Source organism: Streptomyces sp. NPDC034084, from assembly GCF_055575535.1.
The window spans coordinates 907,198-919,630 of record NZ_JBVISK010000002.1 but is presented as its reverse complement, the minus strand read 5'-3'; the positions used below and the strand labels follow the sequence as shown (position 1 = coordinate 919,630).

The 12,433-nt window shown below is 71.6% G+C and carries 12 protein-coding genes; 7 read left to right on the top strand and 5 right to left on the bottom strand.

What is annotated here, in order from left to right:
• The first annotated feature begins 138 nt into the window (after positions 1-138).
• Genes ACZ51I_RS09575 through ACZ51I_RS09560 form a run of 4 tightly spaced genes read left to right on the top strand, consistent with a single transcriptional unit; the run spans position 139 to position 5,898 of the window.
• Complete coding sequence (locus tag ACZ51I_RS09575) at positions 139-1,284, top strand: CaiB/BaiF CoA transferase family protein (protein WP_468873182.1); 1,146 nt, start codon at positions 139-141, stop codon at positions 1,282-1,284.
• A complete protein-coding gene (locus ACZ51I_RS09570) occupies positions 1,281-2,423 on the top strand; it encodes an acyl-CoA dehydrogenase family protein (RefSeq protein WP_468873180.1) in 1,143 nt (380 codons plus the stop codon). Before ACZ51I_RS09575 ends, ACZ51I_RS09570 begins: the two co-directional genes overlap by 4 nt.
• Before the next feature lie 46 nt (positions 2,424-2,469).
• Positions 2,470-3,684 carry an acetyl-CoA C-acetyltransferase gene (locus ACZ51I_RS09565; protein ID WP_468873178.1) on the top strand — a complete coding sequence of 405 codons (1,215 nt, stop codon included), beginning with the start codon at positions 2,470-2,472 and terminating at the stop codon, positions 3,682-3,684.
• A 39-nt stretch (positions 3,685-3,723) separates the two neighbouring features.
• A complete protein-coding gene (locus ACZ51I_RS09560) occupies positions 3,724-5,898 on the top strand; it encodes a 3-hydroxyacyl-CoA dehydrogenase NAD-binding domain-containing protein (protein ID WP_468873175.1) in 2,175 nt (724 codons plus the stop codon).
• Here ACZ51I_RS09560 and ACZ51I_RS09555 read toward each other — a convergent pair.
• The 3 genes from ACZ51I_RS09555 to ACZ51I_RS09545 all read right to left on the bottom strand — a co-directional run bounded on the left by ACZ51I_RS09555 (position 5,885) and on the right by ACZ51I_RS09545 (position 7,475).
• The gene (locus ACZ51I_RS09555) at positions 5,885-6,619 is read right to left on the bottom strand and encodes a MerR family transcriptional regulator (RefSeq protein WP_468873172.1); all 735 of its coding nucleotides are present in this window, start codon (positions 6,617-6,619) and stop codon (positions 5,885-5,887) included. The genes ACZ51I_RS09560 and ACZ51I_RS09555 overlap by 14 nt on opposite strands.
• A 92-nt stretch (positions 6,620-6,711) precedes the next feature.
• Positions 6,712-7,266: a Clp protease N-terminal domain-containing protein gene (locus ACZ51I_RS09550; RefSeq protein ID WP_468873169.1), complete on the bottom strand. Its 555-nt coding sequence runs from the start codon at positions 7,264-7,266 to the stop codon at positions 6,712-6,714.
• Positions 7,266-7,475 carry a helix-turn-helix domain-containing protein gene (locus ACZ51I_RS09545; RefSeq protein ID WP_030315760.1) on the bottom strand — a complete coding sequence of 70 codons (210 nt, stop codon included), beginning with the start codon at positions 7,473-7,475 and terminating at the stop codon, positions 7,266-7,268. The genes ACZ51I_RS09550 and ACZ51I_RS09545 overlap by 1 nt, the downstream gene beginning before the upstream one ends.
• A gap of 184 nt (positions 7,476-7,659) precedes the next feature.
• On the opposite strand from ACZ51I_RS09545, the gene ACZ51I_RS09540 reads away from it, so the two are divergent.
• Positions 7,660-8,133 (top strand): hypothetical protein, encoded by a 474-nt coding sequence (locus ACZ51I_RS09540; protein WP_468873164.1) that lies wholly within the window; start codon positions 7,660-7,662, stop codon positions 8,131-8,133.
• 6 nt (positions 8,134-8,139) lie between these two features.
• Here ACZ51I_RS09540 and sph read toward each other — a convergent pair whose 3' ends face one another.
• A complete protein-coding gene (gene sph / locus ACZ51I_RS09535; protein WP_468873162.1) occupies positions 8,140-9,165 on the bottom strand; it encodes a sphingomyelin phosphodiesterase in 1,026 nt (341 codons plus the stop codon).
• Positions 9,166-9,290: 125 nt separating this feature from the next.
• Between sph and ACZ51I_RS09530 the strand changes: the two genes are divergently transcribed.
• Positions 9,291-9,776, top strand: a complete 486-nt coding sequence (locus ACZ51I_RS09530) for a F0F1 ATP synthase subunit B family protein (protein WP_468873160.1) — start codon at positions 9,291-9,293, stop codon at positions 9,774-9,776.
• A gap of 96 nt (positions 9,777-9,872) precedes the next feature.
• Positions 9,873-10,760 (top strand): oxygenase MpaB family protein, encoded by an 888-nt coding sequence (locus ACZ51I_RS09525; protein WP_468873157.1) that lies wholly within the window; start codon positions 9,873-9,875, stop codon positions 10,758-10,760.
• 34 nt (positions 10,761-10,794) lie between these two features.
• Here ACZ51I_RS09525 and ACZ51I_RS09520 read toward each other — a convergent pair whose 3' ends face one another.
• A complete protein-coding gene (locus ACZ51I_RS09520; protein ID WP_468873155.1) occupies positions 10,795-12,345 on the bottom strand; it encodes a M1 family metallopeptidase in 1,551 nt (516 codons plus the stop codon).
• Positions 12,346-12,433 lie beyond the last annotated feature (88 nt).

Sequence of the window (12,433 nt, the reverse complement as noted above, 5' to 3'; positions counted from 1 at the left end):
ACCGGAGCCGCTGCCGTCCGGACCCGCGGCCTCCGGAATTTCCAAGCGCTTGCTCGGCCGGGGGGCTTGTGCCACATGGAACACGTTCCTAGCATCTCCGGTGTTACATCATTGGTGTCACACACGTCTGGGGGCTCGATGAGCACGACGCACACCGGCCGCGACGGCCCGCTCACGGGGGTGCGCGTGGTCGAACTCGCCGGGATCGGCCCCGGCCCCTTCGCCGCCATGCTCCTCGCCGACCTCGGCGCCGACGTCGTCCGCGTCGACCGCCCCGGGGGTGCCGGCCTCGGCATCGACCCCGCCAAGGACCTCACCAACCGCAACAAGCGCTCCGTCCTCGTCGACCTCAAGGCCGAGGACGGCCCCGCCACCGTGCTCGACCTCGTCGAGCGGGCCGACATCCTGGTCGAGGGGTACCGGCCGGGAGTCGCCGAACGCCTCGGCGTCGGCCCCGAGGCCTGCCTCGCCCGCAACCCGCGTCTCGTCTACGGCCGGATGACCGGCTGGGGCCAGGACGGGCCGCTCGCCCCCACCGCAGGGCACGACATCGGCTACATCGCGATCACCGGCGCCCTCGGCATGATCGGCCCCGATCCGGACGGCCCGCCCACCATCCCCGCCAACCTCGTCGGCGACTACGCGGGCGGCTCCCTCTACCTCGTCATCGGCGTCCTCGCCGCCCTCCAGCACGCCCGGACACACGGCGAGGGGCAGGTCGTCGACGCGGCCATCGTCGACGGCACCGCGCACCTCACCACCATGATCCACGCCATGCTCGCGGCGGGCGGCTGGCAGGACCGCAGGGGGGTCAACCTCCTCGACGGCGGCTGCCCCTTCTACGGCGTGTACGAGACCTCCGACGGCGGCCACATGGCGGTCGGCGCCCTGGAGGAGCGGTTCTACGCCGAGTTCGTCCGTCTCCTCGGCGCCGAGGACATCGCCTCCGCCCGCGGCGACCTCACCCGCTGGCCCGAGCTGCGCAAGGCGGTCGCCGACCGCTTCCGGAGCCGTACCCGCGCGGAGTGGACCGCCGTCTTCGACGGCAGCGACGCCTGCGTCGCCCCCGTCCTGTCGCTGAGCGAGGCCCCCTCCCACCCCCACCTGGCCGCCCGCGCCACCTTCGCCGAGCGGGACGGCGTCGCACAGCCCGCCCCCGCGCCCCGCTTCTCCGTCACCCCCGCCACCCTCCGTACGGGCCCCGCCCTGCCGGGCGCCGACACCGCCGAGGTCGCCCGCGACTGGGCCGTACCCTCCCTGAAGACCCAGGAGCCCGAAGCATGAAGCGTCAGCTCTACACCGAGGACCACGAGGCCTTCCGCGCCACCGTGCGCACCTTCCTGGAGAAGGAGGTGCTGCCCCACTACGCGCAGTGGGAGAAGGACGGCATCGTCTCCCGCGAGGTCTGGCTCGCCGCCGGACGGCAGGGCCTCCTCGGGATCGCCGTCGACGAGGAGTACGGGGGCGGCGGGAACGCCGACTTCCGCTACGGTGCGGTCCTCGCCGAGGAGTTCACCCGGGCCGGCGCCCCCGGCCTCGCCATCGGCCTGCACAACGACATCATCGGCCCGTACCTCACCTCGCTCGGCACCGAGGAGCAGAAGCGGCGCTGGCTGCCCGGCTTCTGCTCCGGCGAGCTCGTCACCGCCATCGCCATGACGGAACCCGGCGCCGGATCCGACCTCCAGGGCATCCGCACCACCGCCGAGGACCACGGCGACCACTGGATACTCAACGGCTCCAAGACCTTCATCTCCAACGGCATCCTCGCCGACCTGGTGATCGTCGTCGCCCGGACCACCCCCGAGGGCGGCGCCCACGGCCTCTCCCTGCTCGTCGTCGAGCGCGGCGCGGAGGGCTTCGAGCGCGGCCGCAACCTCGACAAGATCGGCCAGAAGTCCCAGGACACCGCCGAACTCTTCTTCACGGACGTCCGCGTCCCGAAGGAGAACCTGCTCGGCGAGCTCAACGGCGCCTTCCTCCACCTCATGACCAACCTCGCCCAGGAGCGCCTCGCCATCGCCGTCGCCGGCATCGCCGGGGCCGAGCACCTCCTGGAGCTCACCACCACGTACGTCAAGGAGCGCGAGGCCTTCGGCCGCCCGCTCGCCCGGCTCCAGCACATCCGCTTCGAGGTCGCCGAGATGGCCACCGAGTGCGCCGTCACCCGGACCTTCGTCGACCGCTGCATCGAGGAACACGCCAACGGGGCCCTCGACGCCGTCCACGCCTCCATGGCCAAGTGGTGGGCGACCGAACTCCAGAAGCGGGTCGCCGACCGCTGTCTGCAACTGCACGGCGGATACGGCTACATGAGCGAATTCCCGGTCGCCCGCGCCTTCACCGACGGCCGGATCCAGACCATCTACGGCGGTACGACCGAGATCATGAAGGAGATCATCGGCCGTTCCCTCCTCGGCTGACCTCGTTCCGCACCCCTCGAAGAACCCTCATCGCGAAAGGCTTTCCGTGAGCACCGAAGCGTACGTGTACGACGCGATCCGCACCCCGCGCGGACGCGGCAAGGCCAACGGCTCCCTGCACGGCACCAAGCCCATCGACCTGGTCGTCGGCCTCATCCGGGAGATCCAGGCCCGCCACCCCGGACTCGACCCGGCCGCCATCGACGACATCGTCCTCGGCGTCGTCGGCCCCGTCGGCGACCAGGGCTCCGACATCGCCCGTATCGCCGCCATCGCCGCCGGGCTCCCCGACACCGTCGCCGGCGTCCAGGAGAACCGCTTCTGCGCCTCGGGCCTCGAAGCGGTCAACATGGCCGCGATGAAGGTCCGCTCCGGCTGGGAGGACCTCGTCCTCGCCGGTGGCGTCGAGTCCATGTCCCGGGTCCCGATGGCCTCCGACGGCGGCGCCTGGTTCGCCGACCCGATGACCAACCTGGAGACGAACTTCGTTCCGCAGGGCATCGGCGCCGACCTGATCGCCACCCTGGAGGGCTTCAGCCGCCGCGACGTCGACGAGTACGCCGCCCTCTCCCAGGAGCGCGCCGCCGCCGCCGTCAAGGACGGCCGCTTCGCCCGCTCGATCGTCCCCGTCAAGGACCGCGCCGGCCTCACCGTCCTCGACCACGACGAGTTCCTGCGGCCCGGCACCACCGCCGACTCCCTCGCCCGCCTCAAGCCCTCCTTCGCCGACATCGGCGAGCTCGGCGGCTTCGACGCGGTGGCCCTGCAGAAGTACCACTGGGTCGAGGAGATCAACCACGTCCACCACGCCGGCAACTCCTCCGGCATCGTCGACGGCGCCTCCCTCGTCGCCATCGGCTCCCAGGAGGTCGGCGAGCGGTACGGGCTGACTCCGCGCGCCCGGATCGTCTCGGCCGCCGTTTCCGGCTCCGAGCCGACCATCATGCTCACCGGCCCGGCCCCGGCCACCCGCAAGGCCCTCGCCAAGGCCGGCCTCACCATCGACGACATCGACCTGGTCGAGATCAACGAGGCCTTCGCGGCCGTCGTCCTGCGCTTCGTCAAGGACATGGGCATCTCCCTGGACAAGGTCAACGTCAACGGCGGTGCCATCGCGCTCGGCCACCCGCTCGGCGCCACCGGCGCGATGATCCTCGGCACCCTCGTCGACGAGCTGGAGCGCCAGGACAAGCGCTACGGCCTCGCCACCCTCTGCGTGGGCGGCGGCATGGGCATCGCCACCGTCGTCGAGCGCGTCTGACCGTCCCGTCCGCACCCCACTAACGGAGAAGCAGCAGTCATGAGCGAGAGCACCACCATCCGCTGGGAGCAGGACGAGACCGGGATCGTCACCCTCGTCCTGGACGACCCCAACCAGTCCGCCAACACCATGAACCAGGCCTTCCGGGCCTCGATCAAGGCGATCGCCGACCGCGTGGAGGCCGAGAAGGACTCCATCCGCGGCATCATCTACACCTCCGCGAAGAAGACGTTCTTCGCGGGCGGCGACCTCAAGGACATGATCAAGGCGGGCCCCGAGCACGCCCAGGACATCTTCGACAGCGCGATCGAGATCAAGAACGCGCTCCGCCGCATCGAGACCCTCGGCAAGCCCGTCGTCGCCGCCATCAACGGCGCCGCGCTCGGCGGCGGCTACGAGATCGCGCTCGCCTCCCACCACCGCGTCGCCCTCGACGCCCCCGGCTCCAAGATCGGCCTCCCCGAGGTCACCCTCGGCCTGCTGCCGGGCGGCGGTGGCGTCGCCCGCACCGTCCGCCTCATGGGCATCACCGACGCGCTCCTCAAGGTGCTGCTCCAGGGCACGCAGTACGCCCCGAAGCGCGCCCTGGACAATGGTCTCGTCCACGCGGTCGCCGCCACCGCCGAGGAGATGATGGCCAAGGCCATCGCCTTCATCGACACGCACCCGGAGTCCCACCAGCCCTGGGACGTCCCCGGCTACCGCATCCCCGGCGGCACCCCGTCGAACCCGAAGTTCGCCGCCAACCTGCCCGCCTTCCCGGCGAACCTGCGCAAGCAGCTCAACGGCGCGCCCTACCCGGCCCCGAAGGCCATCATGGCCGCGGCCGTCGAGGGCTCCCAGGTCGACTTCGAGACCGCGCTCACCATCGAGAGCCGCTACTTCACCGAGCTGGTCATCGGCCAGACGGCGAAGAACATGATCCAGGCGTTCTTCTTCGACCTCCAGGCGGTGAACTCGGGCGCGAGCCGCCCGAAGGGCGTCGAGAAGCGCCAGGTCCGGAAGGTCGCCGTGCTCGGCGCCGGGATGATGGGCGCCGGCATCGCGTACTCCTGCGCCCGCGCCGGCATCGAGGTCGTCCTCAAGGACGTCTCCGCCGAGTCCGCCGCGAAGGGCAAGGCGTACTCCGAGAAGCTCTGCGCCAAGGCCGTGTCCCGCGGCCGCACCACGCAGGAGAAGGCCGACGCCCTCCTCGCCCGCATCACGCCCACCGCCGACGTGGCGGACCTGGCGGGCTGCGACGCGGTCATCGAGGCGGTCTTCGAGGACACCGCCCTCAAGCACAAGGTCTTCCAGGAGATCGAGCACATCGTCGCCCCCGACGCCCTCCTGTGCTCGAACACCTCCACCCTCCCGATCTCCGTCCTCGCCGAGGGCGTCGAGCGGCAGACCGACTTCATCGGCCTGCACTTCTTCTCGCCCGTCGACAAGATGCCGCTCGTCGAGATCATCAAGGGCGAGCGGACCGGCGACGAGGCGCTGGCCCGCGCCTTCGACCTGGTCCGTCAGATCAACAAGACGCCGATCGTGGTCAACGACTCCCGCGGCTTCTTCACCTCCCGGGTGATCGGCCACTTCATCAACGAGGGCGTCGCCATGGTGGGCGAGGGCATCGAGCCCGCCTCGATCGAGCAGGCGGCCGCCCAGGCGGGCTACCCGGCGAAGGTCCTGTCCCTCATGGACGAGCTGACCCTGACCCTCCCGCGCAAGATCCGCAACGAGACGAAGAAGGCGATCGAGGAGGAGGGCGGCACGTGGGTCACCCACCCCGGCGAGGCCGTCATCGACCGCATGGTGGACGAGTTCGGCCGCCCCGGCCGCAGCGGCGGCGCGGGCTTCTACGAGTACGGCGAGGACGGCAAGCGCGGCATGCTGTGGCCGGGCCTGCGCGAGCACTTCACGAAGCCGGGGTACGAGATCCCGTTCCGGGACATGCAGGAGCGGATGCTGTTCTCCGAGGCCCTGGACACCGTCCGGCTCCTGGAGGAGGGCGTCCTGACCTCCGTCGCCGACGCCAACATCGGCTCCATCATGGGCATCGGCTTCCCCGCCTGGACCGGCGGCATCCTCCAGTACATCAACGGTTACGAGGGAGGGGTCGCGGGCTTCGTCGCGCGGGCGCGCGAGCTGGCGGAGACGTACGGCGAGCGCTTCGAGCCCCCGGCCCTCCTAGTGGGGAAGGCCGAGCGCGGCGAGACCTTCACCGACTCCTGAAAGCCGTCCGCAGCTCCTCGCTCAGCGAGCGCTGAAACGCGGTGACGAGGGCCTGGACCACCATCGGCTGCATATGGGCCGAGAGCGACTTCATCGCGCTCAGGTGGTCCGGGTCCTCCCCGCTCTCCCGGTACGGGCTCCACACCTCGTCCCGGAAGAGCCGGGACAGCTCCTGGGCGGCGGCGCGCGCGTGCTCCAGGAGCACGGTCCGGGAGGCGAGGATCGTCTCGTGCTCGATCGGCACGTCGAGCAGCTCGACCCCGAGCCGCAGCAACGCCCCGTCGAGACGGTACGTGTCGGCCTCGTCGGTCCGGTCGAGCACCCCCATCGCGGCGAGCCGGTCCACGTCCCGTTCGGTCAGCGCCCGCCCGGCCCGCCGCTCCAGCTCGCGCCGGGTGATCGTCTCGGCGGACTCGGGCGCCCAGGAGGCCACCAGCGCCCGGTGGATCGCGAGATCCTGCGCGCTGAGGTCGGCCGGCAACTGCTCGAGGTACCGCTCGATCGCGGCGAGGGTCATCCCCTGCCGCTGGAGCTCCTCGATCAGCGCGAGCCGCGACAGATGGTCCTGCCCGTAGTGCCCCACCCGCCGCGCCCCGATGACGGGCGGCGGCAGCAGCCCCCGGGTCCCGTAGAACCGCACGGTCCGCACCGTGACACCGGCCCGCGCGGCGAGCTCGTCCACGGTGTACACGGGCTCCTGGGCGTCGTTCCCCTGCTCCATGGTTCAACAGTATTGCTGTCTCACCATTCGTGTAAAAGACCCGGGGACCGTCCAGCCGGTCGGTGCTCCGCCGGGCGTCCGGCGACCGGGGCTCAGAGGGGCGCGGGGGAGGACAGGGCCGTGTCGACGGAGGCGAAGGTGACACCGTGGTCGGCCAGCGCCTCGGCGACGACGCCGCCGAGGGTGGTGAGGGCCAGGAGGAGGTGTTCGTCGCCGATCTCGCGGTCCTTGCGTGCCAGGGCCACGCGGAGCGACTTCTCCAGGACGGTCTTGGCCTCGCGGGAGAAGGTGGGGCGGCCCGACCACCACCCGCCGTCCTTGCGGTCGCCCGCCAGCGCGCCCGTGCCATGGGTCTCCTCGACGCGCTCGACGATCGCGCCGACGTCGATGCCCAGACCGGCCAGGGCCTCCGCGTCCGCCCGGGAGAGACCGGCCCGGCGCCGCGCGTCGGAGAGTGCGGCGAGCAGGGCCGGGCGCCGCTCCGGCGGGCACAGCCGTCCGAGCGCCGCCGCAGCGCGCGTGCCCTCGCGGTCGAGCAGCGCGAGGAGGAGGTGCTCCGGGGTGACCACGGTCGCGCCGCCGCGCTCCGCATGGGCGGCGGCGCCCTTCACCGTGGCGCGCGCGGCCTTCGTGAACCGTTCGAACATCACTGCCTCCCGTACTTCTTGTGGACGGCCTGCCGGCTGACTCCCAGCTCGGTCGCGATCTCCTGCCACGACCATCCCTGGTTGCGCGCGCTGCGCACCTGGACGGCCTCCAGCTGTTCCAGCAGTCGCCGCAGGGCGGAGACGGCCCGCAGTCCGACCCGGGGGTCGCGGTCGCCGGCCCGTGCGGCGAGATCGGTCGCATCGGTCATGTTGTCAATGTAGGTTGACAATCCGGAGGGTGTCAACTCTGGTTGACGCCTCGGGGTGCCTCCGCTGCGACGAACGTCTTCGGCGGGTGACGGGCGCGGGGGTGGGGCGTCGTCGGAGTGTTCGGCGGGGCGGGCTAGAGTCAGCGGCTGTTCGACTCGGGGGAACGGGAACAGGGGGAGTCAGATGTACGCGCAACTCAGGGAGACGGCCGACGAATTGGCCCGGGTGCTGTGGCGGGAGCACACCGTCTACCGGGAGCGGGGCGGCGGTGTGGTGATCCGGGGCGAGCACGTGCGCCGCTGGATCAGCCTCGCCCCGACCGGGGGCAAGGACCGGGCGCTGCTGCGCGCCGGGCGGATTCTGGACGGGGGGACGACCGCCCCGGCGCGTACGGAGGTGGTGGTCGACCTGACGGCCGGGTCGTCGGAGCTCGCGGCCGTCTGCCGCCGGCTGCTCGCCGAGGTCGCCGCGGCCGCCGATCCGGTGCCGGAGGCGGGCCGAGACAGGAAGGCGGGGCGGGCGGCTCGCGCCCGCCGCCCCGCCCGGCCGTCCCGCAGGGAGCGGCACACCGGCGCCGGTTCCTGGTTCGTCATGCTCTGCGTCGCCGGAGTGCTCGGTGCCTGGCTCTACAGCGTCTTCGGGGGTTACGGGTACTGACGCGGGTCAGTAGGCGGTCACGGGGTAGTGGTCGGAGAGGTTGGTGTAGGTGTACTGCGTGCCCCAGCTGGAGACCGTCCACGGCGCGCTCTGCTCCAGGACCACGTTGTTGGTCCAGCCGGCGGGCCGGGCGTTCCCGGACCGGTAGAGGACGTGGTCGAGGTCCTCGCGCGGGTCGTCCGGGTAGCGCTCGGAGGCGATCGAGTTCAGCTCCGTGTCGAAGGAGTACGGGTGGCCGGTGCGGGCGTCGGCCCCCGCCAGGCCCGCGTCGGCGAGCATCGTGCCGTACTCGGGCGTGTGCGAGTCGACGTTCATGTCACCGGCGACGATCACCTGCTCATTCGCCGGGATGTTCTTGCCGTCCAGGAACGCGTCGATCGCCTTGAACTGCCGGCTGCGCATCTGCGCCGCCTCGCCCGCCGAGCAGCCCGAGTCGGTCGACTGCGCGTGCGTGCCGAGGACGTGGACGAAGCTGCCGTTCACGTTCAGGACGGTGTAGGCGAAGCCCTTGTTCGAGTACCAGTCGGAGCCGCAGGCGTCCTTGTAGACGTACTGCTCCTTGCGGACGATCGGCCACTTGCTGAGGATCGTCACCCCGCCGTCCTCGGGCGTGGTCGAGGAGTAGGCGCCGCCGGTGGCGTCCCAGCCGGTCCTGCTCCGGCCCACGACGGGGGTCTGGTACGGGTACCGCGCGGCGGCGTTCGCCTTGAGGGCGTCCGAGGCGGAGTTGTCGAAGGCCTCCTGGAGCACGACGACGTCCTGCCCCTGGAAGAAGGGGGCGGCGGGGATCGCCTTGGCCCGGTGGTCCTGGCCCCAGTTCGGGTAGAGGGACTTGGAGAACAGGAACGTGTTGTACGTGAGCACCTTCAGGCGCGGCGCCTCCGCGGAGGCGGCGGACGCGGCCGGGGCGGTCGTCGCCAGGGTGGCGGCGGCGAGCGCGAGCGAAAGGGCGGCGCCGGGGGCGCGGCGGAGCGCGGCGAGCGACACGTGAACTCCCAGGAGGACGTGGGGGGTTGGACTGGCGCCGCACATACAATCAGCCAGGGTTACCTTCCGGTAGCCTCTGGATGCCGGGAATCTTGCCGAGCCCGCACGATCACGCCAACTCTCGCCCCGGTGTCTGATTTGTCACTCTTTGGAGCAGGTAGAATGCGCGCATGACCCTCGCGAACTCCACTGTCTTCAAGATGGACCTCGGTCCGCTCAACCCCGTCTGGGCCGAGCTCATCCTCGGCCTGGTGTTGTTCGGGCTCACCTTCCTGATCCTGGCGAAGGGCATCCTTCCGAAGATCAAGCGCACCCTCGACGAGCGCGACGACGCGATCGAGGGCGGCACCGAGCGCGCCGACGACCTGCGCTCCGAGGCCACCGCGATCCGTGAGCAGTACGAGGCCGAGCTCGCGGAGGCCCGCCACGAGGCCGCACGCATCCGCTCCAAGGCCGTCGAGGAGGGCTCGGCCGCCATCGCCGCCGCCCGCGCCGAGGGCAACGCCGAGCGGGAGACGATCCTCGCCGCCGGTGCCGCGCGCATCGCCGAGGAGCGCGCCGCCGCCGAGCGCGAGCTCACCGCCGACGTCGACGCCTGGGCCCACGCCCTCGCCGCCCGCATCGTCGGCGAGCCGGTCGGCGCCGACCGCGCCTGACCCCGCACTCCCCGGAAGGGGCCGTCACCCGGGCCGCAGCGCCCGCGTGACGGCCCCTTCCTCATGGGTGCAGCCTGGACATGTGAGGAGAAGGCCATGGACCGCCTTGTGAAGCCGCTCGACCGGGCCCCGGCCGCCCAGGACCCCGTGCCGCCGCCCGTCGGCGGAGTGCTGTGGAGCGTCGCGGGGGACATCCGCGCGCTCCTGATGCTGCCCGCCGCGCTCACCCTTCAGGTCGCGCACCCCGCGATCGGCGCCGGCGTCGACGACCACTCCGTCTTCCGCACCGACCCCTGGGGCCGCGGCGAGCGCTCCCTGTGCTCGCTCCAGCTGTGGATCTACGGCGGGGAGGGAGCCGCCCGGGAGGGCCGCCGGCTCCGCGAGCTGCACAGGACGATCCAGGGCACCGACGCACACGGCCGCCGCTACCACGCCCTCACCCCGGCCTACTACTCCTGGGTGCACGCGACCGGCTTCCCCATCTACCGGTACGGGCTCCGCCTCCTCGCCCGCCCCCTCACCGAGGCGCAGGAACGGCAGCTGTACGCCGAGTGGCTCCAGGTCGGCCGGATCCTCGGCATCCACGACCGGGACATGCCGCAGACGATCGAGGCGTTCTGGCCGTACTACAGGAAGGTCCTCGCCGAGGAGATCGAGGCCACCACCGTCGTACGGGAGCTGCTCGACACCGACCTGCCGCTGCCCGCCCCGGACCGCGGCCCGCTGCCGCTCCGGCTCGCCCTCCGCCTCTGCTGGCCCGTCCTCCGCCGCCCCTTCCTGCGGCTGCGCGCCTTCCTCACGGTCGGAATGATGCCGCCGGACGCCCGGGAGGCCATCGGCCTGGAATGGACGGACGCCCAGGAACGCGCCCTCCGCCGGTTCACCCGGCTCGTGCGCGCGGTGGTCCCGGTCCTCCCGGAGCGCCTGCGCTACCTGCCCCTGGCACGAAAGGCCCGCGAGGCCGCCCGCCGCGCCCAGCGCTGACGAACGGCCTCGCGCGGCGCGGGCCGGGCCGGGGTCAGCGCCCGGCGTGGCGCCCGGGCGCCACGCTCTCGTGGATCGTGTTCGTCTCCGCGATCTTCTTCCACGACTTCGGCTGCGCGGGCTTCGCCGGCTTCGCACCGGAGCGGGCGGACGGGGCCGCCGCGGGGGCGGACAGGCCGACCGAGGCGGCGGTGGTCGCGGCCGGCTTCGACGGCTGGTACAGCCAGGTGTCGAAGAGGCCCGCCAGCGGCTTGCCGGAGATCCGCTCCGCGTACCGGACGAAGTCCGACACGTGGGCGTTGCCGTAGGCGAACTCCTGAGGCCAGCCCTTCAGGATCGCGAAGAAGTCCTCGTCACCGATCTCGTTGCGCAGCGCCTGGAGCGCCAGCGCCCCCCGGTCGTACACGGCGATGTGGAACTGGTTCTCGGCACCCGGGTCACCCGGCTTCACCGTCCAGAACGGGTCGTCGGCCGCCCGCGTGGCGTACACGTAGTCCGCCAGCTCCTGGGCCGTTCCCTCGCCCTCCTTCTCCGACCACAGCCACTGGCTGTAGCGCGCGAAGCCCTCGTTGACCCAGATGTCCTTCCAGTCGCGGACGGACACGCTGTCGCCGTACCACTGGTGCGCCAGCTCGTGGACGACCACGGACACGTTCGAGCCGTTGGCGAACTGGCGCGGGCTGTAGAACGGACGGGTCTGCGTCTCCAGGGCGAAACCACTGGTCACGTTCGGCACGTAGCCGCCGAGGGAGTTGAAGGGGTACGGCCCGAAGAGCGACTCCAGCCACTCCGCCACCTCGGTCGTGCGCTCGATCGAGGCGCGCGCCGCGCCGTCGTTGTCGCCGAGGTCCTTGCTGTAGGCGTTGAGGACGGGCAGCCCGTTCGCGGTCCTGTCCGTCGTGATGTCGAACCTGCCGACGGCGAGCGTCGCCAGATACGTCGCCTGAGGCTTGTTGGAGCGCCAGTTGAAGCGGGTCCAGCCGAGCCGCGAGGACTGCGACTGCAACACGCCGTTGCTGATGGCCTGGGTGCCGTCCGGCACCGAGACCGACACGTCGAAGGTGGCCTTGTCCAGTGGGTGGTCGTTCGACGGGAACCACCAGACGGCCGAGTCCGGCTCCTGCGCGGCGACGCCGCCGTCCGGGGTGCGGGCCCAGGCCGACCAGCCGTCGACCTTGAACTCCGAGGGCTTGCCCGCGTAACGGACGACCACGGAGATCGGCGTGTTCTTCGCCAGCGGGGACGCCGGGGTGACCTCCAGCTCGTGGTCGCCCGAGGTGGCGAACTTCGCCGGGCGCCCGTTCACCCGGATCTCACTGACCTTCAGGCCGAGGTCCAGGTTGAAGCGGGACAGGTCCTGCTTCGTCGTGGCGAGGATCGTCGCCGTGCCCTCCAGGAGGTCCGTGGCCGGCTGGTACTTCAGGCGCAGGTCGTAGTGGGACACGTCGTAGCCGCCGTTGCCGCTGGCGGGGTAGTAGGAGTCGCCGATGCCCGGGGCGCCGGGGGTGAAGGAGGCCGCCGATGCCGGGATCGCCAGCAGCAGGGAGGCCGCGAGGGCGCTCGGAACGATGATTCTGCGGTGCACAGGTGCTCCCCAAGTCATAAGAAACGTAAGACGCGCGGGTGGTCGTCGGTCCTTAGTTCGACCCTATTCAGCCCCCCGACGCACCGTC

What these genes read in the sequence shown, in the direction of transcription:
- ACZ51I_RS09555 (WP_468873172.1), bottom strand. Translation starts at nt 6,619, where the DNA reads ATGGAGCAGGGGAACGACGCCCAGGAGCCCGTGTACACCGTGGACGAG.
- ACZ51I_RS09560 (WP_468873175.1), top strand. Translation starts at nt 3,724, where the DNA reads ATGAGCGAGAGCACCACCATCCGCTGGGAGCAGGACGAGACCGGGATC.
- ACZ51I_RS09530 (WP_468873160.1), top strand. Translation starts at nt 9,291, where the DNA reads ATGACCCTCGCGAACTCCACTGTCTTCAAGATGGACCTCGGTCCGCTC.
- ACZ51I_RS09525 (WP_468873157.1), top strand. Translation starts at nt 9,873, where the DNA reads ATGGACCGCCTTGTGAAGCCGCTCGACCGGGCCCCGGCCGCCCAGGAC.
- ACZ51I_RS09540 (WP_468873164.1), top strand. Translation starts at nt 7,660, where the DNA reads ATGTACGCGCAACTCAGGGAGACGGCCGACGAATTGGCCCGGGTGCTG.
- ACZ51I_RS09570 (WP_468873180.1), top strand. Translation starts at nt 1,281, where the DNA reads ATGAAGCGTCAGCTCTACACCGAGGACCACGAGGCCTTCCGCGCCACC.
- ACZ51I_RS09545 (WP_030315760.1), bottom strand. Translation starts at nt 7,475, where the DNA reads ATGACCGATGCGACCGATCTCGCCGCACGGGCCGGCGACCGCGACCCC.
- sph (WP_468873162.1), bottom strand. Translation starts at nt 9,165, where the DNA reads ATGTGCGGCGCCAGTCCAACCCCCCACGTCCTCCTGGGAGTTCACGTG.
- ACZ51I_RS09550 (WP_468873169.1), bottom strand. Translation starts at nt 7,266, where the DNA reads ATGTTCGAACGGTTCACGAAGGCCGCGCGCGCCACGGTGAAGGGCGCC.
- ACZ51I_RS09575 (WP_468873182.1), top strand. Translation starts at nt 139, where the DNA reads ATGAGCACGACGCACACCGGCCGCGACGGCCCGCTCACGGGGGTGCGC.